This window comes from Micromonospora vinacea, from assembly GCF_015751785.1.
GTDB classification, from domain to species: domain Bacteria; phylum Actinomycetota; class Actinomycetes; order Mycobacteriales; family Micromonosporaceae; genus Micromonospora; species Micromonospora vinacea.
Window position 1 is genome coordinate 5,550,639 of sequence record NZ_JADOTY010000001.1, and the last position, 21,213, is coordinate 5,571,851.

Genomic DNA, 21,213 nt, shown 5'->3' on the forward strand with positions numbered 1-21,213 from the left:
GCTTCCCTCTCACTTGACCCCACAGCGGAACAGCTGCTCCGTTTCCTGCCTACGGTACGACCACCACCCCGTCACCCCAGGCAGAGGAGCCCCTGATGTTCGCCGTCCAGTACGACCGGTTCGGTGGCCCCGAGGTACTCCACCTCGGCACCACCGACGCGCCACACCCCCGGGCCGGCCAGATCCGCATCCGCGTCCAGGCCGCCGGCGTCTCCCCCGTCGACGTCGGTCTCCGCTCCGGCCGCACCCCGATGAGCGCCCAACTACCGCTGCCCCACATTCCCGGTGTCGACGCGGCCGGCATTGTCGACGAGATCGGCGGCGACGTCGACGGTGTGACAGTCGGCGACCACGTCTTCGGCGTCGTCGAGCTGGCCAGACTCGGCGGCGCGAGCGCACAGTTCGCGGTACTACAGCTCTGGGCGCACAAGCCCACCACCATGCCGTGGGCCCAGGCGGGCGCGGCGGGCACCAGCATCGAGACCGCCACCCGAGCCCTCGACCTGCTGGACCTACGGCCCGGCCTGACGCTCCTCGTCGACGGCGCCGCTGGCGGCGTCGGCAGCATCGCCATCCAACTCGCCGCCGCCCGAGGCATCAACGTCATCGGCACCGCCCGCGCCGACAACCACGACCTCCTCCGCCAGCTCGGGGCGACACCGCTCACCTACGGCCCCGACCTCACGAACCGCCTCGACGCCCTAGGCGTGACCCGGGTCGACCGCGCCCTCGACGTCGCCGGCGCCGGATCCCTGCCCGAACTGCTCCACCTCACCGGCGACCCGACAGCGGTCGTCACCCTCGCTGACTTCACCGCCCCCACGCACGGCGTCCGCCTGTCCATGGGGCAACTGGCGGGCGAACCCGACGGCCGCCACGGCCTGCCCGCAGCAGCCGAACTGTTCACCGAGGGCCGGTTCAGGGTGCCGATCGACGCCGCCTTCCCCCTTGAGAAGGCGGCCGACGCGCACCAGACGGCCGAGCGCGGATCCCGTCGCGGCAAGATCGTCCTGACTGTCGACGACGTGCGGGAAAGCTGAGCCTCAGCCGCCGGCCAGCACCTCGGACAACGGCGCCGGCACCAACCCCCGCTCCCGCAACCCGGCCAGGATGTGCGGCAACGCCTCATCGGTCATCGCCGCGTTCGCCTCGGTCACGTGCATGATCACCACCGACCCGGGGCGGACGTGGTCCAGCACCGCCCGCACCAACGGCTTCCACGCCGTAGCGAACGGATCGCCGCTGACCACATCCCCGTCGACCACCGTCACACCCAGCGGTGCCAACGCGTCCAGCGCCGCCGTGTCGTGGCACAACCCCGGGAACCGGAAGTACCGGGTCTGCCGACCCCCGTACGGCGCGATCACCTCGAACGTCTTCGCCACGTCTGCGGCCAGCTCGTCGACCGGCAGCCGCGGCAGGTCGTAACAGCCGGCGGTGAACGCCGCGTGCCCGTAGGTGTGGTTGGCCAACTCGAAGCGCGGATTGCCGGCGATCCGCCGGGTCACGTCCGGATACCGCTTGACCCACTTGCCGGTCAGGAAGAACGTCGCCGGCACCTGCTCCCGCTCCAGCAGGTCGAGGATGCGCAGGTTCGCGTACGACTTCACGCGGCCGGCCCGCAGGCTGGCCAGCATCCCGTCGGTCATGTCCGCGTCGAAGGTCAGCGCGACCTTGGCGCCAACGCGCGGGCCGTGATCCACCACGGGCGCCCTGCTCCCCACCCCCGTCGCGCCCGGGACAGCCGGAACCGTCGGCGTCGGGAGGCTCTGTGGGGTGGCGGAGGCCGTTGGCGCCGGAACCTCCTGCGATGCGCTGGCTGACGGCGCGGCCGCAGACGCGGACGAGCCCACGAAGACCGGCCGCTCCAACGGTGGCACCCGGGAGGCCGTGCACGCGACACTGCCCGCAACGGCCGCCGCAACCAGTACGCCACAGCACAACGGGCGAAGCCGGGGTCGGATCACGCCGCAGATCATGGCAGACGCGAAAGCACCTCACTGCCCCGCGCGCGACGGGTCCCCGGGCGACGGTGCGCCCGGGGACCGTGGACCGCTCAGGTCACTTCGTGAAGGAGTCCTTCACGTTGCGACCAGCGTCCTTGACGTTCTGACCGGCCTGCTTGGCGCGCGCGTCGCTCTGCTGGCTGGCGCCCTCGCCACGCATCCGCTCGTTGTCGGTCATGTCGCCGACGCGCTCCCTCGCGGCGCCGGCCATCTGCTCAACCTTGTTCTTGGCCTTCTCGGTGAAGCTCATCGCGCCTCCTCGGTCTGGCGGTTGTCCTGGGTCGCTTGCCCGGTCTCCGGGTGCCGAAACCGGTGGTGCCGGTCGGCACATCCGCTAGGGCATCCTAGGAAGATAGGTAGTGGGAGGGTCGCCTGTCGGCCCCGCCCCACGATGGTTAACTGACCGCATGGGAGAGCTCCTGCTGATCCGGCACGGCGAAACCACCTGGAGCGCCAGCCTGCGGCACACCTCGTACACCGACCTGGAGCTGACCCCCGACGGCGAGCGACAGGCCCGCACCCTGGCCGCGTTCCTGGCCGGCCGGCGCTTCGTCACCGTGCTGACCAGCCCCCGCTCCCGGGCGCTGCGCACCGCGCAGCTGGCCGGGCTCACCGTCGACGCCGTCGACGAGGACCTCAGCGAGTGGAACTACGGCGAGTACGAGGGCCGCACCACCGTCGACATCCACGACGACGATCCGCACTGGAACATCTGGACCGACGGCTGCCCCGGCGGGGAGTCCCCCGCCCAGGTGGGCGAACGGCTCGACCGGGTGCTGGCCCGCGTCACCCCGCTGCTCGACCGCGGCACCGTCGCGCTGGTCGGGCACGCGCACAGCCTGCGGGTGCTCGGTACCCGCTGGATCGGCCTGCCCCCGTCCGCCGGCGGGCGGCTACGCCTGGACACCGCCACGGTCAGCGCGCTCGGTCACGAACACGGCCGGCAGGTCATCCTGCGGTGGAACCAGCCGGCTCCTCCGGCGCCCGGGACCGCGACCGACTCGGTGCCGCAGAGCTGATCTTCGGTGGCCGGTTCTCGTACGGGGTGGACAGCACCACTGTCGTCCGGGTCGTGACGTTCGCCGAGGTGCGGATCTCCTGGAGCACCCGCTCCAGGTCGGTGGGGCTGGCAACCCGCACCAGCAGCAGGTAGAAGTCCTCCCCCGCCACCGAGTAACAGGAGTCGATCTCGGGCAGGTGGGCCAGCCGCTCCGGGGCGTCGTCCGGCTGCGACGGATCGAACGGCCGGATCGCCACGAACGCGGTCAGCGGCAGGTCCAGCGCCTCGAACGACACCCGGGCGGCGTACCCCTTGATGACCCCGCGCTGCTCCAGCCGACGGACCCGCTGGTGCACGGCGGACACCGACAGCCCCACCCGCTCGGCCAGGTCGGTGTACGACAGACGGCCGTCGGCGGTCAGCGCGGCGACGATAGCGCGGTCGATCTCCTCCACGGCGTGCAACCTACCGGGAAAACCGCCGCACGGCGACGAGGTACCCGAGTGGCGGGCCGCGGTGGGCAGTGACGCACCCACCGCAGCACCACCACGACGTGCCGTCGTCAGTCCCTGGCCAGCGCCCGGGAGATCACCATCCGCTGGATCTGGTTGGTGCCCTCGACGATCTGCAGCACCTTCGCCTCGCGCATGTACCGCTCCACCGGGTGGTCGGCCACGTAACCCGCGCCGCCGAGCACCTGCACCGCGTCGGTGGTCACCCGCATCGCCATGTCGGTGGCGAAGAGCTTCGCCTTGGCCGCCTCGATGGCGTACGGGCGGCCGGCGTCGCGCAGCCGGGCCGCCGCAAGGGTCAGCGCGCGGGCGGCGGAGATCTGGGTGGCCGCGTCGGCGAGGAGGAACCCCAGCCCCTGGAAGTCGATGATGGAGCGCCCGAACTGCTGGCGCTCCCGGGCGTAGGAGACCGCGTAGTCCAGGGCGGCCTGGGCCAGCCCGACCGCGCACGCCGCGATGCCCAGCCGGCCGGAGTCCAGCGCCGACATGGCGATGGTGAAGCCCATCCCCTCGCCGCCGATCAGCCGGTCGGCCGGCACCCGCGCCTCGTCGAAGGCGATCTGCGCCACCGGGGAGGCGCGCAGTCCCATCGTCCGCTCGGCCGCCTGTGGGGTGATGCCGGCAGTGCCTGCGTCGGCGAGCAGGCAGGAGATCCCCTTCGGCCCGGGCCCGCCGGTGCGGCAGAAGACGTTGTAGAAGTCGGCCGTCCGGGCGTGGGTGATCCACGCCTTGGTGCCGGAGACCAGGTACGCGTCGCCGTCCCGGTCCGCCCGGGTGGTCAGCGCCGCCGCGTCCGAACCACCCTGCGGCTCGGAGAGGCAGTACGCGCCCAGCAACTCGCCACCGAGCATGTCCGGCAGCAGCTTGCGCTGCTCGTCGCTGCCGAACGCCGCCACCGGGTAGCAGGACAGGGTGTGCACGCTGACCGCCTCGGCGACGGCGAGCCAGCGGCTGGCAAGGATCTCCAGCACCTGCAGGTACACCTCGTACGGCTGCGCCGCACCGCCGTACTCCTCGGGGTAGGGCAGGCCGAGCAGACCGGCCCGGCCCAGCGTGCGCAGCACCTCCCGGGGGAACTCGGCGCGTTCCTCGAAGGCCGCGGCCTTCGGCGCGAGCTCGCCGTCGGCGAGCTCGGTGGCGAGACCCAACAGGTCGTGGGCCTCGTCGGTGGGGAGGATCCGGTCGACAGTCATAGCGCGATGAGCTCCGTGGGGGTGGTGTTGAGCCGTTGCACGCCGTCCGTGGTGCAGACGACGATGTCCTCGATGCGGGCGCCGTGCCGGCCCGCCAGGTAGATGCCCGGTTCGATGGAGAACGCCATGCCGGCCTCGAGGGGTCGGTCGTTGCCGGCCACCAGGTACGGCTCCTCGTGCCCGTCGAGACCGATGCCGTGGCCGGTGCGGTGCAGGAACGCGGCACCGTAGCCAGCGGCGGCGATCGGCGCCCGGGCCGCGGCGTCGGCCGCCGCGCCGGTGATCCCGGGCCGTACCGCCGCGACGGCGGCGCGCTGGGCGTCGCGCAGCACCGCGTAGTAGTCGAGGAAGTCGGCCGGCGCCGACCCGCCCGCGAGGTAGGTGCGGGTGCAGTCCGAGCGGTAGCCCGATGCCATCGTGCCGCCGATGTCGACCACCACCGGCTCGCCGACGCCGATCGGCCGATCGGAGGTGCCGTGGTGCGGGCTGGCGCCGTTCGGTCCGGCCGCCACGATGACGAAGTCGACTGTGACGTGCCCGGCGGCGCGAATCGCCGCGGCGATGTCGGTGGCGACCTCGGCCTCGGTGCGACCGGGGCGCAGCCACTCGCCCATCCGCAGGTGCACCTCGTCGATCGCCGCGCCAGCCTCGGCGAGCGCCGCGATCTCCGCCGGGGACTTGCGGATCCGCAGTTCTTGCAGCACCTCCCCGGCGAGCCGTTGCGTGGCGTCGGGCAGCGCCGCGCGCAGGCCGAGGACCTGCTCGGCCCACATTCGGTCGGCGAGCCCGACCGCCGCGACCGGGCCGTCGAGGGCGGCGACGACCAGGGGGTACGGGTCGGTGCCGTCGACGTGGTCGACGATGCGTACCCCGGTGCCCGGCGCCGGGGACGCCTCGGCGGCCGGGCGTTCGAGGCGGGGCACGACGAGGGTCGGCTCGCCCTCGGCGGGCAGCACCAGACAGGTCAGCCGCTCCCCCGCGTGGGCGTCGTACCCGGTCAAATACCGCAGGTCCGAGCCGGGGGTGAGCAGCAGGGCGTCCAGGCCGGCGGCGGCCGTCGCGCGCTGCGCGGCGATCAGCCGGTCGGGCGGATACAGCTCGTCGATTCCCACCCCGTCAGCTTAACGGTCGTTTGGGCAAACCCCATATCGACACCGATCGTCGGAAAATCCATCGACGTTGATTGACGCGGACAGTTAACACTCTTTAAGATTTGGCTGCCTCGAGGCCCACCCGCCCCTGCGTCCCCGCACCCCCCGCCCGCGACAACCCTGCGCGGGCGGGCGTCGTCCCCCGCCCACGGGAAGGCCCCCGATGTCCTCACCACTGCGCCGCGCCCTCGCCGCCGGCCTGCTCGCGCTGGCCACGGCCGGCGCCACCCTCACCGTCACCAGCGCCCCCGCGCAGGCCGTCGTGCTGCCGAACAACTTCAAGAGCGTCGGCTACATGCCCTCCTGGGCCGGCAACATCAACACCATCCAGTACAACAAGCTCACCCACATCAACTACGCCTTCATCCTGCCCAACAGCAACGGCACCCTGCAGGGTGTGGACGGGGCTCGGCTCTCCTCGCTGGTCTCCCAGGGGCACGCCAACAACGTCAAGGTCTCCATCGCCGTCGGCGGCTGGAACGACGGCAACGACTCGGCCTTCGAGACGCTCGCCGCCAACGCCACCAGCCGCACCACCTTCGTCAACAGCCTGGTCAACTTCGTCAACCAGTACAACCTCGACGGCGTCGACATGGACTGGGAGTACCCCGACGCGGGCGCCTCGGCCAACAACTACACGGCGCTCATGACGCAGCTCAGCAGCGCCCTGCACAGTCGCGGCAAGCTGCTCACCGCCGCCGTGGTCTCCGAGGGCGGCAGCGTCCAGGGCGTCCAGACGGCCGTGTTCAACCAGGTCGACTGGCTCAACATCATGGCGTACGACGGCGGCAGCCCACACGCCAACTACGACTGGTCGATCAACAGCATCAACCTGTGGAAGGCCCGCGGCCTGCCGGCCAGCAAGGCCGTCCTCGGCATCCCGTTCTACAGTCGCCCCGTCTACTACAACTACTCGTACCTGGTCGGACTCGACCCGGCGAACGCCAACCGGGACTGCGCGACCATCGGCGGCAGCCAGCAGTGCTGGAACGGCATCCCGACGGTCAAGCGCAAGACCCAGTGGGCGCTGGCCAACGCCGGCGGCGTGATGAACTGGGAGCTGTCGCAGGACACCAGCGGCTCGACCTCACTGCTCTCCGCCATGTACGACACCATCATGGGCGGCACCACCCCGCCGCCGACCGGTCGCACCGGCCAGATCACCGGCATCGCCGGCAAGTGCGTCGACGTGGCCTCGGCCAGCACCGCCAACGGCGCCGCCATCCAGCTCTGGGGCTGCAACGGCACCAACGCGCAGACCTGGACCGTGGCCAGCGACAGCACGCTGCGCGCCCTCGGCAAGTGCGCCGACATCACCAGCGGCTCCACCGCCAACGGCGCGAAGGTCCAACTCTGGGACTGCAACGGCAGCGGCGCCCAGGTCTGGCAGGCGCAGTCCAACGGCACCCTGCGCAACCCGCAGTCGAACAAGTGCCTCGACGCCAGCGACAACAGCTCCGCCGACGGCACCCGGTTGCAGATCTGGGACTGCTTCGCCGGCGCCAACCAGCGCTGGACGCTCCCGGCCTGACACCGCACCCGCACGGCCCCGGTCGACGGCCCGTAGGGCCGCGGACCAGCCGGCTCGTAGGGTCCCCGGTCGACGCGAAGGCGTCAGCCGGGGATCCCTGCGTGCTCGCGGACCAGCATGAGCATCTCCTGCACCGAGCCGGCCGGGTCGGTGACCGGGAACTGCACGGCTCGCACCACCGCCTGCGGGTCCACCAGCAGTGTCAACCGCTTGAACCGGGTCATCCCACCGGCGCGGAAGACGGGCAGGAGCAGCCCGGCGGCCAGCCGGCCGTCCTCATCGGACAGCAACGGGAACGGCAGCTCGGCGTACGCGGCGAAGTCGGCGAGCTGGTCGGGCCGCTGCGTGCTGATGCCGTACACCCGTACACCGGCGGTCAGGAACTCCGGATGGCGCTTGGCGTAGGTGGTCGACTCCAGGGTGCATCCCCGGGCGCCGGGAATCTCCGCCCAGCCGGGCGGATAGCCGTGCGTCCCCGGCGCGTACGCCCCGGGGAACAGGTAGAGCACCATCCACGCGTCCGTCGCGGCCACCGCCACCGGCTGCCCGTCGGCGGCGGGCAGTACCACCTCGGGCAACCGCCGGCCCACCAGGTCGTGCGCGCGGCGCGCCTCGGCCGAACCGGCGTGGGCCGTCGCGGTCACCTCACCGTCACCCATCAGATGCCTGGTCCCCCAGTCCTGTAGCGCGATCAGCACCGGTAACAGCCCTTCGCCCCTCGCGGTGAGCAGGTAGTCGTAGCGCGGTGGGTGTCGTGAGTACGGCCGGCGCTCCAGCACACCGTGCTCGACCAGCGCGCCGAGGCGCTCGGTCAGCGCCCGACGACTGACGCCCAGCTCACGTTGCAGCGCGTCGAAGCGGGTAGTCCCGCCGGCGACGTCACGCACGATGAGGAACGTCCACCAGTCCCCCAGTACGCCGAGCGCCTGCGCGATGCCGCAGTCCGCATCGGCAAGATCCTCTCGCCGCACCCGCTACCTCCGTTGGTTCCGTCCGACTATAGTCCGTTCCGGATTGGAACGCTCTGCATCGACCACCGGCACGGTCCGCACGCCGGTTTCCCTGATCGAACGCCACCGCGAGCCATAGCCTGGAAGCGGGGAGCCGCCCGGACTCCCCCACCGGGAGGGCCGACGTGGCAGGGAACGAGGCGAACCGGGCGGCGACACGCCGTCGCCGCCAACTGTGGGCCGGGGTCCTCGCGCTCGTCGGCCTGGTCCTGCTGGTCATCGGCGTCACCGTCGCCGACGGCGTCGCGGCCTGGGTCGAGGTGGTCGTCGCGATCCTGCTGCTGGTGACCAGCTACGTCGTGCAGCACCTGGCCCGGCGCGAGACCGTCTACCGGCCCGACGAGCGACGCTGACACCACCGGCGGCCGGGCGTACGCCAGATCGTCGGACGGTTGTGCCAGGCTGTCCGGCGTGGCACACCGACCCCCGATCCTGCTGATCGACGCAGCCAGCCTCTACTTCCGGGCCTACTTCGGCATTCCGGAGTCCGCCGCCAAGGCCGAGGACGGCACCCCGGTCAACGCGGTGCGCGGCTTCCTCGACATGCTCGCCACCCTCATCCGGGTGCGGGGCGCCGACCGGATGGTCTGCGCACTGGACTACGACTGGCGCCCGGCGTGGCGGGTGGACCTGCTGCCGTCCTACAAGGCGCACCGGGTCGCCCCGCAGGGCGGCGAGATCGTTCCGGACACCCTCTCCCCGCAGGTGCCGATGATCCTGGAGGTCCTCGCGGCGGTGGGCATCACCGCTGTCGGCGCGACCGGCTACGAGGCGGACGACGTGCTCGGCACCCTCTCGGTGACCCAGCCGGGCCCGGTCGAGGTGGTCTCCGGCGACCGGGACCTGTTCCAACTCGTCGATGACGCCCGACCGGTCCGGCTGCTCTACGTCGGGCGCGGCGTCGCCAAGCTCGACGACTGCGACGACGCCGCGGTGCGGGCCCGCTACGGCGTGCCCGCCGACCGGTACGCCGACTTCGCCGCGCTGCGCGGCGACCCGAGTGACGGGTTGCCCGGGGTGGCCGGCGTCGGCGAGAAGACCGCCGCCCGGCTGATCGAGCGGTACGGCAGCATCGCCGGCATCCTGGCCGCCCTCGACGACTCCGACTCGTCCTTCGCGCCGGGCCTGCGCGCCAAGCTGGCTGCGGCGCGCGACTACCTGGACGTCGCGCCGACGGTGGTCCGGGTCGCCCTGGACGTGCCCCTACCGGAGCTGCCCACCGCGCTGCCGAGCGCCCCGGCCGACCCGGAGCGGCTGCTCGAGCTCGCCCAACGATGGAACCTGGCCGGCTCGGCCCGCCGCCTGGTCGACGCCCTCGCCGCCCCTCGCGGCGACGAGAAGCCGTCGACATCCCCGCAAGCGGGGTAACCACCCGACGCGACCCGGTCGGGGGACGAGCGGGCGAACGCGGGATGCCGCGCTCGCCCGCCCGTTACCGTCCGTAGAGGTGGACCGGACAGGTCCATCGAGTCGAGCGGTTCCGCAGGAGTATCCCGTGCACCTCGCCGCGCCGGAGCCCGGATCGCCACGGGCCAGCGGTCCCCCGGTGCGCGACCCGGAGGGTCCGCGCCGGGTCACCCTCCTCGAACTCTTCTTCGACCTGGTGTACGTGGTCGCACTGGCGCTCATCTCGCGGGGAATGGTCGACCAGCTCGACTGGCACCGCGCCGCCGAAGCGCTGATCATGCTGGCCGCCGTCTGGTGGACCTGGGCGATCACCACCCTGGTCACCGACCTGTATAACCCGGAACGCACCGAGATCAAGCTGCTGATCAGCGCGGTGATGTTCGGCGCGCTGCTGATGACCACGGCGATCCCGGAGGCGTTCAACGACCGGGGCCTCGTCTTCGCCGGCGCCTACGTGGCGATCCACCTGGGGCGCGGACTGTTCCTGATGCCGGCCGTACGCCGCGAACCGCAGACCCAGCGTCGGGCCGCCCGCATCTTCGTCTGGTTCACGGTGTCGGCGATCCCGTGGCTCATCGGCGCGTTCGTCAGCGGCGACGCCCGGATCGTCTGCTGGGCCATCGCGCTCGCCATCGACTACCTCGGCTTCCGGCTCGCGTACCCGGTGCCGGGGCTCGGGGTGGTGCCCGAGAAGCAGCGCAACGTCACCGCGGAGCATCTCTCCGAGCGTTACCAGCAGTTCTTCATCATCGCGCTCGGCGACGCCATCCTGACGATCGGCACCATGTTCAGCGTGGAGCACAACGAGGCCGAGAACATCGGGGCCTTCGCTGTGGCGTTCCTGACCACGCTGCTGCTCTGGCGGATCTACGTGCACAAGTCCGGCGAGCTGCTGCCGACCGCCATCCAGGCGGCCCAGTCGCCCAGCAAGTTCCTGTTCAGCGCGCCATACACCCACCTGTTGATGATTTCCGGCGTGGTCACCACGGCGGCCGGCTTCCACCTGGTGCTGCACGAGCCGAGCGGGCGGACGCCGCCGGCCTGGCTGGCGGTCATCCTCGGCGGCCCGGCGCTGTTCCTGGCCGGCCGGGCCTCGTTCGAGTACGAGGTGTTCAGCCGGGTGTCGTGGTCCCGACCCGGTGGGGTGCTGGCGCTGCTGACCATCGCCCCCGCCCTGCTGTACCTGCCGCCGGTCTTCGCCTCCCTCGGCGGGCTGCTGGTCCTGGTCGGCGTGGCCTACGCGGACTTCCGGCGTAGCCACGGCAAGCCGCCGGAGGCCCCGTCACCGCCGCACTGACCCACACCCGCCCTTCACCGCGGAATCGGACCGGCCAGCAGCCGGCCCGCGTCGGGCACGTACGGTTCGACACCCAGACCGGTGAGCAGTTGATGCACTGTCGCCGTCGCCGCGGTGAGCACCGGGCGCCCGAGACGGGCCTCCACCTGCGGCACGGCCGCCAACGACGGCAGCTGCACGCAGGCGGAGAGGACCACCGCGTCCACGTCGGTCACGTCCAGCCGATCGGCCAGCTCGACCAGGCGCGTCGCGGGGATGCGTCCGACCGCCACGTTGTCGGGCTCGCCGAGGCTCACCGAGTCGGTCACCTGCACGCCGTACGCGGCGAGGTAGGCGACGACGGTCGCTGTCAACGGCGGCAGGTACGGCGCGATCAGGGCCACCCGGCGGGCGCCCAGCGCCCGCAGCCCCGCGACCAGCGCACCGGCACTGGTCACCACCGGCATGTCGTGCCCGGCGCGACCGGCCGCGCGGCCCAACCGCCGCTCGGCCCGCTCGTGCGCGCCGGCGCCCTCGCACATCACCGCCACCAGACAGGCGTACGCGAGCACGTCGCAGCGGGCGTCGGCCAGCTCGGCGGCACACCGCAGAGCGGAGCGGTTCATCCGGGCCAACTCGTCGGGCGTCACCTGACGCAGCCGTACCCGACTGGCGTGGGTGGTGAAGCGGACCGTCGGGTCGACGGCCTCGCGTCGGCGCAGCATCGTCGGGATCTCGGTCTCCATAGTGGTGTTGGAACTGGGCACCACCAGGCCGATCCGATAGCCGCTCACACCAGTGCCCCGGCGTACCCCCGGACCTGCAACCGTTGCCGGGCCGTGCCGGCCAGGCGCACCTGGAGGCCCAGCGGCGCGGCGGCCCGGCGGACGTCGTCCACGTGCAGCGATCCGTGCCGGTCCACGGTGAGCACCGGCGGTTCTTCGAGGTCACCCTCCGGGGCGTGAAACGAGAGCAGGGTGACCGAGGTGGTGAGGTAGCCCGGGTAAGCGGCGCGGGCGGCGGCCTCGTCCCGGTGGACCAGCACCACCAGATCGTCGAGGTGGGCGAAGTCGGCGGCGAGGGCGCCCGCTTTCCAGTGCGCCGGTTCCTCCGCCGCACCGGTGAGATGCCGGGACCGGTTCGCCGAGGTGATGTAGAGGTGATCCGATCCGGTCTCGGCGAGCGCCCGCTCGAAGAAGGCGTTGGACGGGCAGGTCAGACCCGGTGCGATCACCTGGGTGGTCGGCATCCCCTGGTCGATCTGGGTGAGGTGCTCGGGGAGCCGCTCCGCCGCGGGCCCCCGGAAGCCGAACGGCCCGGCCCCGTAGAGGGCGTCCATCAGCGCCCGCACCCGACCGACCGGCAGGCGGGGCGAGATCCGCGTCCAGTCGAACATTCCCGGGATCCGGCCGATCGCTGTGGTGATGCTGCCGACCTGGTGGACAGGCCGCCCCTTGGCCAGGTTGACCCGCCGTACGGTGGCCGCGTCGGGGCGCGTGACGATGACGTAGAAGTTGGCGAACGCCGCCGCGACGATCGCGCCGCCAGCCAGCGCGCGGGCCGCGACCGCGACGTCCTCGGGGCGGTCGATGTACAGGGGCGGTGTCGGGGCGTCCATGAGTCCTCCTCGGCGGGGCCGTGAGGCAGTTCTACGTCCACCCACCCGGATGGCGGCGAGGTCGGTCGCCGATCCGATAGCCGACAGGCGCTACCCCGTGCGGGTGGCGGATGTCCGGGCGGTACGCAACGGCGGACTCCATCGGCCGGATGGGGGATCCGGCGGGGGTCCTAGCACGCAACCGTTAGCCGCGCGACCCGATTGGGTACAACGGCTGCACCTCAGATCCACCACATACCTCAGGAGGCAGCGATGCGCGGCACCTCGATTCTCGGAGTCATCGTCGTGATCTGGTTGGTGATCGGCGCGATCGCCGGTGGCCAGCGCGGTTACTACAGCGGCGACGACACCAACTGCGCCGAGGCCGGCACCATCCTGGTCACCATCGTGGCCGGGCCGTTGAACTACATCGGCGCCAACCCGAAGGTCGACTGCAAGCTGCCCGAGCCCTCCAAGTAGGCAACAGACGTGGACCGGCCCGTGCCCCGTTGGGGGCACGGGCCGGTGCCGTTCGGCGAGGTCGCGCAGGAGAGCACTAGCTCGGCTCCTCCCCCAACCGTGGACCGGTCGACCTGTCGCGTCCCCACGCGGCCAGCGGCTCGAGGGCGTCGTTGAGGCGCGCGCCGTCCTCGGTCAGCGAGTACTCGACGCGGGGCGGCACCTCGTCGTAGGAGACGCGGCGCACGACGCCGTCCGCCTCCATCTCCCGTAGGTGGGAGGCCAGCACCTTCTCGGTGATCCCGGGAAGCAGTCGACGCAGCTCGCCGAAGCGACGCGAGGGGTACTCGTGCAGCGCCCAGAGGATCAGCACCTTCCACCTGCCGCCGATCACCTCCATCGCGGTGTCGATACCGCAGGCGTGTCCGTCCGCGGTGCCCGGCCGGTTCACCGTCGCCATACCCACCCCTCCGACGTGCTCGCTCACCCCGGGGTAACCACGCACTCCGAAGTGCGTACTTGATCAGCTGGGGGCCGACGACCAGCCTAATCGGCATGGAACCGAACACTGTGGAGAAGCCCTCCGTCACGATGCTGGGACTCGGCGCGATGGGTACCGCGCTGGCGCGTACCTGGCTTGCTGCCGGCCACCCGCTCACCGTCTGGAACCGCACCCCGGCCCGCGCCGCAGCGCTCGTGCCCGAAGGGGCGAGGGTCGCGGACACCGCCGCCCAGGCGGTCGCGGCGAGCACCCTGGTCGTCGTCTGCCTGTTGGACGACACAGCGGTCGACGAGGTGTTGGCGGATACCGACCTGGTTGGCCGGGACCTGGTCAACCTGACCACCAGCACCCCGGCCCAGGCCCGCGCCCGCGCGACGTGGGCCCGCAGCCGCGGCGCGCGTTACCTGGCCGGTGGGATCATGGCTGTCCCTCCGATGATCGGCGTACCGGAAGCCGGCGGCTACGTCTTCTACAGCGGCTCCCGAGCGCTGTTCGAACGGCACCGGGAGACGCTGCGCGTCCCGGTCGGCACCACCTACGTCGGCGAGGACGCGGGATTCGCGGCCCTGCACGACGTGGCCCTGCTCAGCGCCATGTACGGGATGTTCGCCGGGGCCGCGCACGCCTTCGCCCTGATCCGTCGGGAGGACATCGACCCGGCGGCGCTCGCCCCACTGCTCGCCGACTGGCTCGTCGCGATGATCCCGGCGATTCACCAGACCGCCGACCAGCTGCGCAGCGGGGACTACACAAGGGGGGTCGTCTCCACTCTCGCCATGCAGGTAGCCGGCACGCCGACCTTTCTGAGCACCGCCGAACAGCAGGGCGTGAGCCCCGAGCTGCTCAGCCCCTACTTCGATCTGATGCGCCGCCGCCTGGCGGAGGGCGGCGGCGAGGAGGACCTGACGGGCGTCATCGATCTGCTGGTGCGGTGACGGCGGCCCGAGCTGACGCCGGCCCGTGGGTGAAGGCGGTCGTTGGCGCATGACGTCACGGACCGCACACCGCCTAAGGCATCCTAGGAGGCTGGCTTGCAGCCTGACGGCGTTTGTGCGCGCCAGGGCCGGGAACCGCCGATGCCTCAGCCAGCGAACGCGATCGGGAGTGTGGCATGCAGATCGGCTACAAGTTGGCCTCGGAGGGATACGGCCCGCAGGAGATCATCCGACAGGCCGTCCTGGCCGAGCGGGCCGGCTTCGACTTCGTCGAGATGAGCGACCACTACCACCCGTGGCTGGACGCGCAGGGGCACTCGTCCTTCACCTGGAGCGTGCTCGGCGCCATCGCGGCCAAGACCAGCACCCTGCGCCTGGCCACCGGCGTCACCTGCCCGACCGTCCGCTACCACCCGGCGATCATCGCGCAGGCCGCGGCGACCATGGCACTGATCTCCGACGGCCGGTTCACCCTCGGAGTGGGCGCCGGCGAGCGACTCAACGAACACGTTGTCGGGCAGGGCTTCCCCAGCGTGCGGGGCCGACACGAGCGACTACGCGAGGCACTGGAGATCATCCGACTGCTCTGGCAGGGCGGCTACCAGTCGTACGAGGGCCGACACCTGCAACTGGAGGACGCCCGGGTCTTCGACCTGCCGGACACCCTGCCCGTGATCGCGGTGGCGGCCAGCGGTGAGGCGTCGGCACGCCTCGCCGCCGAATTGGGCGACGGCCTGTTCGCCACCGAACCGGACGCGTCGATCGTCGAGCACTACCGCCACGCCCAGGGCTCCGGCCCGCGCTACGCCGAGGTGCCACTGGCCTGGGCCACCGACGAACAACAGGCGGTGCAGGCGGTGTTGCAGACGAGCCGATGGATGGTCACCGGCTGGAAGGTGATGAGCGAACTGCCGAACCCGGTCAACTTCGACGCGGCCAGCGCGTACGTCGAGGAGAAGCACATCCGGCAACTCTTCGCCATCGGCCCGGACCCGGAACCGCACGTCGCCAAGGTCCGGTCGTACGTCGAAGCCGGGTTCGACCACATCGTCCTGCAGAACGCCGGCCCCGACCCGGACGGCTTCCTCGACTTCTTCGCCGGCGACCTCTCCGGCCGTCTGCGCGCGATGGGGTGACACCGGCGGGCAGCGGCTGACCGGGACGAGCAGCGGCGAACCGCCCCGATTGATCATCGGGGCGGTTCGCCTGGCGCTCGGGATGGGTGCGCGGGTGTGTTCAGCGGAAGCAGTGCGCGATCGGCACCGGGCTGCCCTCGCAGTTGGTCGGCTCGTTCTCGACGACCACGCTCTCATCGTCGATCTTGACCTGGGCGTGCATGCCGAAGATGCCGCCGGGCTTCAGCGTCGACGCGTTGTGGGTGACCTTGCTGGTGTAGATCGCCACCGAGCCCGCGTTGGCGTAGATGCCGCCCCCCTTCGACGCGGAGCCGACGGCCTCGTTACGGGTCACGTCGCTGCCGCGGACCAGCAGGTTCGCCTTCTCGGCGTAGATGCCGGCCCCGAGGCCGTGGGTGGTGTTGCCGTCGATCACGCTGTCGTCGATCGGCGTCAGGCCCTTCACTGTCGAGATGCCGCCGCCGTTGACTGTGGACGTGTTGCCGCGGATGGTCATCGCGCGCAGCACCAGCACCGCGTCGGAGTTGGCGGCGCCGCCGCCGACCTGCGCGGTGTTGTTCAGCAGCTCGGTGTCGGAGACCTTGGTCCGGGCCGAGAAGCTGGCCAGCCCACCCCCCTGGGCGGCGCTGTTCTGGGTGAAGGAGGCGCTCTCCACGTCGGCGGCCCCACGGTAGTTGCCGAGCCCGCCGCCGTAGGCGTTGGCGCTGTTGCGGTGGAACTCCGAGCGCTTCAGCGTCAGCACGCCACCGTTGAGCAGGCCCCCGCCCTTGCCCGCGGCGCCGGCGGCGCTGTTGCCGACGAACGTGGAGTCGGTGACCACCATGTTGCCGTCGTTGAAGATGCCGCCGCCGCCACCTTCGGGCGACAGCGAGGTGCTCTGGGTGACGGTGACCCGTTCCACCACGGCGGTGGCGCCGTGCACCACGTGCACGCTGCCGCCCTCGATGGCCGAGCGGCCGTTGTGCAGTTCCACGTCGCGCAGGGTCAGCTCGCCGCCGTCGCGGACGGTGAAGAAGCGGAACGCGACGGCCTGGGCGGCCCGGGTGATGGTGGCGCCCGCGCCGTCGATGGTGATGGCCTGGTAGATCACCGGCAGGCCGGCGGTGTCGTCGGCCGGGTTGTGCGGCGGCGCCTCGGCGTCCCCGGGGGTCTCCGCGGCGTCGGCGGCCTCCCGGGCGTCACGGATCCCACCGTCGTACTGGTCGGTCTCGTGGAACGCCTCGGTGAGGGTGTAGCGGCACTTGGGCGCGAGGCGAAGTTCGCCGCCGCCCTCGGCGTTGGCAGTGACCAGCGCCGCCACCAGCTTCGCGGAGTCGCAGGGCACCGACACCACGCCCCGCTTGCCGGTGCCCGGGGTGGTCGGGCGGGCCCGCTCCGCGTCGTCCGCTTCGGGTTGCGTACCCCGTCGGTCGTCGTCGGCCGCCGGGGCCAGCCGGGCCAGACCTGGGAGGGTGAGGGCGCGGTCGGCGGCGGCGGCCGCGCCGGCCCCTCCCACGACCAGGCTCCCCGCCAGCAAGCCACTGGCTAAGAACCATCGGGACCGGCGTCTGGGTCGGGTCGCGCGGTCTCCCTCTCGGTACGTGGACATCAACGGTGCCTGCCTTCCTGCGTACGTGACGTGACCGCGCGCCGATTCGGGCGCGGGGGGCTCGACGTGTTCGCCGGCTACCAAACGTCACGATAGGTCCGTAATACGGACAGGAAGGTGTGAACGTGAATAGTGCCCTCTTTCATCTTCAAAGCTGTCAGACCGGCATCGACGTCACCCGCCCACGTGGATGCCGGGCCGACGCAGCGGGTCCCGTTCGGTCCGTCGGATGATCTCCCGCACCACCGGCGGGGTGTCCCCCCGACCCAGGATGAGATAGCGCGCCAGGTGCGCGATCGGGCTCCCCTCCGACCACTCGAAGTGCGCGTGCGGCCGGACCCCGGTGGCGTCCCGCAGCGCCAGCAGGATCGCGGCGATGGCGTTGGGCACGGCCGGACTGTTGGCCCGCAGCACCCGGAAGCCGCCCACCTCGATCCCGTGCACGCGCAACACCTGACTGAACTCCGACGGATCGACCACGTCGATCTCCAGGAACAGCACATCCGCCGCCCCCGGCACCGGGTTCATCCCGCGCTGCGCCCGCTCCTTGATCGTGTACTCCTTCACCGACCCCTTCTGCCGCTTGTTCGCGATCAGGTGCAGCTGCCCGTCGTGCGCCAGCGACTCGGTGATGAACCGACGGGCCGCCTCGTCGAACTCGATCCGCTCGGCGCGCAGCTCGGTGGTCCGGGTGACCCGGGAGACCAACGAGACCACGATGATGCCGAGGATGAACAGCGCCGAGATCGTGATCCCGTCCGGCTGTTCGATGACGTTCTCCAGCAGCGCGTACAGCAGCACGAGGGTCAGCACTGTGAAGCCGATCGCGGAACCACGCCGGTGGTGCCGGGCCGCGGAGATCGTCACCGCCACCGCTCCGGAGACCATCATCGCCAGGATCCCGGTGGCGTACGCCCCGGCCTGGGCGTTGACGTCGGCCCGGAAGGCGATCGTGATGGCGACGCTGACGACGGTGTAGACGATCACCACGGGGCGTACCGCCCGCGCCCACTCCGGCGCCATCCCGTACGACGGCAGGTAGCGCGGCACGATGTTGATCAACCCGGCCATCGCCGAGGCCCCGGCGAACCAGAGGATGAGCACACTGCTCACGTCGTAGACGCTGCCGAACACCTCACCCAGGTAGGTGTGCGCCAGGAATGCCAGCGCCCGGCCGTTCGCGGCGCCGCCCGGTCGGAACTCCTCCTCCGGAATGAGCGCCGTGGTCACGAAGGTCGTCGAGATCAGGTACACCGACATGATCAGCGCGGCGGTGGTGAGCAGCCGACGCGTGTTGCGGATCCGGGCGGCGAGCCGAGCCTCCTTGTCCGGGCCGTCGGCCGCGACCAGGGGCATCATGCTGACCCCGGTCTCGAAACCGGACAGGCCCAGCACCAGCAGCGGGAACGCCAGCACCGCGGTGAGCAGCACGTGTCCCGGTCCGCCACCGGTCTGGGTCACCGCGGCCGTCCAGTTCGACACGATGCCCGGGTCCTCGACGATCCGGATCACCGCGACCACCACGATCACCGCGTTGAGCACCAGGAAGACCGCGACCAGCGGGATGGCCACCACCACCGCCTCGCGGAACCCGAGCAGGAACACCCCGCCGAGGATGAGCAGCAGCACCACAGTCACCACCACCGGCACCACTGACCCGTGCAGGGCGTCCGGCAGGTACGGGTTCTCCAACAGGTGCACTGTGGCGTCGGCCGAGGAGAGGGTGATCGTGATGATCCAGGAGGTGGCCACGAAGCCGAGCAGCACCAGGACGAAGATCTTGCCCCGCCAGAACGGCAACAACCGCTCCAACATCGCCACCGAACCCTGACCGTGCGGGCTCTCCTGGGCCACCCGCCGGTACATCGGCAGCATGCCGAACAGGGTGAGCGCGACGATCAACAGGGTCGCCAGCGGGGAGAGCGCGCCGGCCGCCACCGCAGCGATGCCCGGCAGGTACGACAGCGTGGAGAAGTAGTCGACACCGGTCAGACACATCACCTGCCACCAGGCGTGCCGACGGTTCTGCCCCTCGGTCGCCTCGGGACCGGGCGGCTGCACCTGGTGCTGGAAGAGCCACCGGCGCAGCGGACTGGCCGGCGGCGCCGAGCGGGCCGCGGTGGCCACGCGTTCGGGCACCGCGACCCCCTGCCGGCCGCCCCGGTGTGGGCGGGCCGGATCGCGGGCCGCCCGCAGTGCCGGGTCCGGCCCGGTCGGCGCGTGGCGGCGTCCGCTCCAGCGTCGTGGTTTCGCCCGGTGGTGCTCGTCACCCATCGCCAGTCCCACCCTCACAGGTCCTGATCCGACGGTAGGCGGTGCCCCGGTGCCCGGACGGCGGAACGGGGCACCTGCACGGCCTGCTCAGGACAGGTCCGGAACGGCGAGCAGCCGGGCCAGCGCGGGTGGGTCGGCGACGGTCACCGTGGCCGCCTGGTGTCGGGGCCGCCCGCCAGGCACCAGCGCCGGCACCGGCACGCCGAAGCGCAGGCAGATCCCGCCGGTCGCACTGGTGCCGAAGGTCGCACCGCCGTCGGCAAGCGACAGGTGCGGGCCGATCGCCCGCCACCAGCGGTATGGTCCGCTCAGCTCGACGGCGGTGACGTTGCCCCGGTCGGTCCGCAGCCGCCACGGCCCGTACCGGATCATCAGGTCCTGATCGGTGACGGCGACCCAGGCCGTCGCCGGGCGGACCCCGAGCAGCGCCAGCATCGGGCGGAACACCGGATCGAAGCGGAACGGAAACCGCGTCGCGACGCCGGTCACCGGGCGCCGGGCCGGGCGGTGGGCCGCGACACCGGGCCACCCGGCCGCAGAGGGCCGGGACGCGCGGGCCGGGGGCGGGCGGCGGGCCGACGCCGGGCCAGGACAATCATGGCGCGGGCGTACCCGATCCGAGCCCGCCGACACCCCCGGATCCGCACGCCCTTCGACGTGACCCCCGCCCGGCGTTCCCCCACCGCCGGCCGACACCCCCCGGGCCGGCCGACGGTGGCAGACGGTCGACACCCCCCGGGCCGACCGGCTGTCCCCCTGCTGACCGACCCGACCTCGGTCGGCCACTCGGGGTGGAACTGTGGGACGCGTCCCCGCGCTCCGCCGCCCCCCACGGGGCGGAGCGCGGGGACCCCCCGTCCCGGCTACTGCAGGAACGCCCCGAGGGGCGAGAGCAGCAGCCGGCCGAGCGCCGCGGCGTTGTCGTCCAACCGTGTGCGCTCACACTCTCGGGCGTCCGGATCGTGCCGGCACCGCCAGATCTTCTGCGCGTTACGCCAGGCGACATCGCGCGTGTACTCGACCAGTTCCCCCTGGTACCAGTCGTCGATGTCGCCGTTGAGCATGTCGATGAGCAGCTGCCACCGCTCCAGATAGCCACGGCGCAGGCCGGGGATCTTGTCGGCGAAGATGTTGTTGATCTCGAGGTAGTCGTGGTGCTGGTCGCTGCCGTCGACCGGCTCCGACTCCAGGTGGTCGAACGTGGTCACCAGGGCGAACGGCAGGTCGAAGTTGATGTGCGCGTTCACGCCCGCCGCCGCCGAGGGCAACGGGCGGGCGTCCGGCCCCCGCATCCGCTCGAAGAGACACGACCACGCCTTCGGGGTGCCGGGGCTGGAGTCGGTCCACAGCCGCATCGCGTCGAAGTACCGGGCGGCGAACTCGACGTCGAGGCGGGAGAGGAAGACCGGGTCGATGAAGCGGTCGTCGTACAGCCCGTCCAGCACACTGCTGGTGATGGTCAGGTAGAGCTTGTTGAAGTCAGCGAGGGGGCAGCTGGCCTCCAACGGAGGCAGCCGGACCAGCATGTCCTGGAGCTTGGTCAGGTGATCGACCACGGCCGGCACGTCCGCGGGGTGATCGGCGAGCAGGTCGACGATGTCCCGGTGCACGGGCCCCCAGACCGGTTCGATCATTT

The 21,213-nt window shown here is 71.6% G+C and carries 22 protein-coding genes; 9 read left to right on the forward strand and 13 right to left on the reverse strand.

Annotation, left to right across the window (positions count from 1 at the left end; genetic code table 11):
* The first annotated feature begins 95 nt into the window (after positions 1–95).
* Complete coding sequence (locus IW249_RS26205; protein WP_196923187.1) at positions 96–1,040, forward strand: NADP-dependent oxidoreductase; 945 nt, start codon at positions 96–98, stop codon at positions 1,038–1,040.
* Positions 1,041–1,043: 3 nt separating this feature from the next.
* On the opposite strand, the gene IW249_RS34840 is transcribed toward IW249_RS26205, so the two are convergent.
* Together IW249_RS34840 and IW249_RS26215 are read right to left on the reverse strand one after the other, a co-directional pair.
* Positions 1,044–1,706, reverse strand: a complete 663-nt coding sequence (locus IW249_RS34840) for a polysaccharide deacetylase family protein (protein ID WP_196923188.1) — start codon at positions 1,704–1,706, stop codon at positions 1,044–1,046.
* 355 nt (positions 1,707–2,061) lie between these two features.
* Positions 2,062–2,256, reverse strand: coding sequence for a CsbD family protein (locus tag IW249_RS26215; protein WP_088989634.1), 195 nt, complete (start codon positions 2,254–2,256; stop codon positions 2,062–2,064).
* 157 nt (positions 2,257–2,413) lie between these two features.
* Between IW249_RS26215 and IW249_RS26220 the strand changes: the two genes are divergently transcribed.
* Complete coding sequence (locus IW249_RS26220) at positions 2,414–3,025, forward strand: histidine phosphatase family protein (RefSeq protein WP_196923189.1); 612 nt, start codon at positions 2,414–2,416, stop codon at positions 3,023–3,025.
* Here the strand turns inward: IW249_RS26220 and IW249_RS26225 are convergent.
* From IW249_RS26225 to IW249_RS26235, 3 genes are all read right to left on the reverse strand, one after another.
* Positions 2,955–3,461: an Lrp/AsnC family transcriptional regulator gene (locus IW249_RS26225; RefSeq protein WP_091398289.1), complete on the reverse strand. Its 507-nt coding sequence runs from the start codon at positions 3,459–3,461 to the stop codon at positions 2,955–2,957. The genes IW249_RS26220 and IW249_RS26225 overlap by 71 nt on opposite strands.
* A gap of 107 nt (positions 3,462–3,568) precedes the next feature.
* The gene (locus tag IW249_RS26230; RefSeq protein ID WP_196923190.1) at positions 3,569–4,711 is read right to left on the reverse strand and encodes an acyl-CoA dehydrogenase family protein; all 1,143 of its coding nucleotides are present in this window, start codon (positions 4,709–4,711) and stop codon (positions 3,569–3,571) included.
* Complete coding sequence (locus IW249_RS26235; protein ID WP_196923191.1) at positions 4,708–5,823, reverse strand: M24 family metallopeptidase; 1,116 nt, start codon at positions 5,821–5,823, stop codon at positions 4,708–4,710. The genes IW249_RS26230 and IW249_RS26235 overlap by 4 nt, the downstream gene beginning before the upstream one ends.
* A 202-nt stretch (positions 5,824–6,025) precedes the next feature.
* Between IW249_RS26235 and IW249_RS26240 the strand changes: the two genes are divergently transcribed.
* A complete protein-coding gene (locus tag IW249_RS26240) occupies positions 6,026–7,393 on the forward strand; it encodes a glycosyl hydrolase family 18 protein (RefSeq protein WP_196923192.1) in 1,368 nt (455 codons plus the stop codon).
* Positions 7,394–7,476: 83 nt separating this feature from the next.
* Here the strand turns inward: IW249_RS26240 and IW249_RS26245 are convergent, their stop codons facing one another.
* Positions 7,477–8,364, reverse strand: a complete 888-nt coding sequence (locus tag IW249_RS26245) for a winged helix-turn-helix transcriptional regulator (protein WP_196923193.1) — start codon at positions 8,362–8,364, stop codon at positions 7,477–7,479.
* A 164-nt stretch (positions 8,365–8,528) separates the two neighbouring features.
* On the opposite strand from IW249_RS26245, the gene IW249_RS26250 reads away from it, so the two are divergent.
* The 3 genes from IW249_RS26250 (at position 8,529) to IW249_RS26260 (ending at position 11,107) form a co-directional block, all read left to right on the forward strand.
* On the forward strand, positions 8,529–8,756 hold the full coding sequence (locus IW249_RS26250; protein WP_196923194.1) for a hypothetical protein: 228 nt from the start codon (positions 8,529–8,531) through the stop codon (positions 8,754–8,756).
* 58 nt (positions 8,757–8,814) lie between these two features.
* Complete coding sequence (locus IW249_RS26255) at positions 8,815–9,771, forward strand: 5'-3' exonuclease (RefSeq protein WP_196923195.1); 957 nt, start codon at positions 8,815–8,817, stop codon at positions 9,769–9,771.
* A 127-nt stretch (positions 9,772–9,898) separates the two neighbouring features.
* Complete coding sequence (locus IW249_RS26260) at positions 9,899–11,107, forward strand: low temperature requirement protein A (RefSeq protein WP_196923196.1); 1,209 nt, start codon at positions 9,899–9,901, stop codon at positions 11,105–11,107.
* A gap of 14 nt (positions 11,108–11,121) precedes the next feature.
* Here the strand turns inward: IW249_RS26260 and IW249_RS26265 are convergent, their stop codons facing one another.
* Entirely contained in the window at positions 11,122–11,880 is a 759-nt protein-coding gene (locus IW249_RS26265; RefSeq protein WP_196923197.1) for a maleate cis-trans isomerase family protein, read from the reverse strand.
* Positions 11,877–12,704 (reverse strand): hypothetical protein, encoded by an 828-nt coding sequence (locus IW249_RS26270; protein WP_196923198.1) that lies wholly within the window; start codon positions 12,702–12,704, stop codon positions 11,877–11,879. The genes IW249_RS26265 and IW249_RS26270 overlap by 4 nt, the downstream gene beginning before the upstream one ends.
* Positions 12,705–12,956: 252 nt before the next feature.
* On the opposite strand from IW249_RS26270, the gene IW249_RS26275 reads away from it, so the two are divergent.
* Positions 12,957–13,163, forward strand: coding sequence for a hypothetical protein (locus IW249_RS26275; protein ID WP_007460667.1), 207 nt, complete (start codon positions 12,957–12,959; stop codon positions 13,161–13,163).
* A gap of 76 nt (positions 13,164–13,239) precedes the next feature.
* Here the strand turns inward: IW249_RS26275 and IW249_RS26280 are convergent, their stop codons facing one another.
* Positions 13,240–13,602 carry a winged helix-turn-helix transcriptional regulator gene (locus IW249_RS26280; protein WP_196923199.1) on the reverse strand — a complete coding sequence of 121 codons (363 nt, stop codon included), beginning with the start codon at positions 13,600–13,602 and terminating at the stop codon, positions 13,240–13,242.
* Positions 13,603–13,697: 95 nt separating this feature from the next.
* Between IW249_RS26280 and IW249_RS26285 the strand changes: the two genes are divergently transcribed.
* Together IW249_RS26285 and IW249_RS26290 are read left to right on the forward strand one after the other, a co-directional pair.
* Complete coding sequence (locus IW249_RS26285) at positions 13,698–14,579, forward strand: NAD(P)-dependent oxidoreductase (protein ID WP_196923200.1); 882 nt, start codon at positions 13,698–13,700, stop codon at positions 14,577–14,579.
* A 176-nt stretch (positions 14,580–14,755) separates the two neighbouring features.
* Positions 14,756–15,715, forward strand: a complete 960-nt coding sequence (locus IW249_RS26290; protein ID WP_196923201.1) for a TIGR03557 family F420-dependent LLM class oxidoreductase — start codon at positions 14,756–14,758, stop codon at positions 15,713–15,715.
* 100 nt (positions 15,716–15,815) lie between these two features.
* Here IW249_RS26290 and IW249_RS26295 read toward each other — a convergent pair whose 3' ends face one another.
* The 4 genes from IW249_RS26295 to IW249_RS26310 form a co-directional block, all read right to left on the reverse strand.
* A complete protein-coding gene (locus IW249_RS26295; RefSeq protein WP_196923202.1) occupies positions 15,816–17,303 on the reverse strand; it encodes a right-handed parallel beta-helix repeat-containing protein in 1,488 nt (495 codons plus the stop codon).
* Between the two features lie 174 nt (positions 17,304–17,477).
* Complete coding sequence (locus IW249_RS26300) at positions 17,478–19,577, reverse strand: APC family permease (RefSeq protein ID WP_196923203.1); 2,100 nt, start codon at positions 19,575–19,577, stop codon at positions 17,478–17,480.
* A gap of 87 nt (positions 19,578–19,664) precedes the next feature.
* Complete coding sequence (locus IW249_RS26305; protein WP_307788712.1) at positions 19,665–20,024, reverse strand: hypothetical protein; 360 nt, start codon at positions 20,022–20,024, stop codon at positions 19,665–19,667.
* Between the two features lie 416 nt (positions 20,025–20,440).
* The gene (locus IW249_RS26310) at positions 20,441–21,211 is read right to left on the reverse strand and encodes a DUF5995 family protein (RefSeq protein WP_091398349.1); all 771 of its coding nucleotides are present in this window, start codon (positions 21,209–21,211) and stop codon (positions 20,441–20,443) included.
* Positions 21,212–21,213 lie beyond the last annotated feature (2 nt).

Bases quoted from the DNA above. Each gene is read 5' to 3' on its own strand.
- IW249_RS26205 (WP_196923187.1), top strand. From the start codon at position 96: ATGTTCGCCGTCCAGTACGACCGGTTCGGTGGCCCCGAGGTACTCCAC.
- IW249_RS26215 (WP_088989634.1), bottom strand. From the start codon at position 2,256: ATGAGCTTCACCGAGAAGGCCAAGAACAAGGTTGAGCAGATGGCCGGC.
- IW249_RS26220 (WP_196923189.1), top strand. From the start codon at position 2,414: ATGGGAGAGCTCCTGCTGATCCGGCACGGCGAAACCACCTGGAGCGCC.
- IW249_RS26230 (WP_196923190.1), bottom strand. From the start codon at position 4,711: ATGACTGTCGACCGGATCCTCCCCACCGACGAGGCCCACGACCTGTTG.
- IW249_RS26240 (WP_196923192.1), top strand. From the start codon at position 6,026: ATGTCCTCACCACTGCGCCGCGCCCTCGCCGCCGGCCTGCTCGCGCTG.
- IW249_RS26270 (WP_196923198.1), bottom strand. From the start codon at position 12,704: ATGGACGCCCCGACACCGCCCCTGTACATCGACCGCCCCGAGGACGTC.
- IW249_RS26275 (WP_007460667.1), top strand. From the start codon at position 12,957: ATGCGCGGCACCTCGATTCTCGGAGTCATCGTCGTGATCTGGTTGGTG.
- IW249_RS26280 (WP_196923199.1), bottom strand. From the start codon at position 13,602: ATGGCGACGGTGAACCGGCCGGGCACCGCGGACGGACACGCCTGCGGT.
- IW249_RS26285 (WP_196923200.1), top strand. From the start codon at position 13,698: ATGGAACCGAACACTGTGGAGAAGCCCTCCGTCACGATGCTGGGACTC.
- IW249_RS26290 (WP_196923201.1), top strand. From the start codon at position 14,756: ATGCAGATCGGCTACAAGTTGGCCTCGGAGGGATACGGCCCGCAGGAG.
- IW249_RS26295 (WP_196923202.1), bottom strand. From the start codon at position 17,303: ATGTCCACGTACCGAGAGGGAGACCGCGCGACCCGACCCAGACGCCGG.
- IW249_RS26300 (WP_196923203.1), bottom strand. From the start codon at position 19,577: ATGGGTGACGAGCACCACCGGGCGAAACCACGACGCTGGAGCGGACGC.
- IW249_RS26310 (WP_091398349.1), bottom strand. From the start codon at position 21,211: ATGATCGAACCGGTCTGGGGGCCCGTGCACCGGGACATCGTCGACCTG.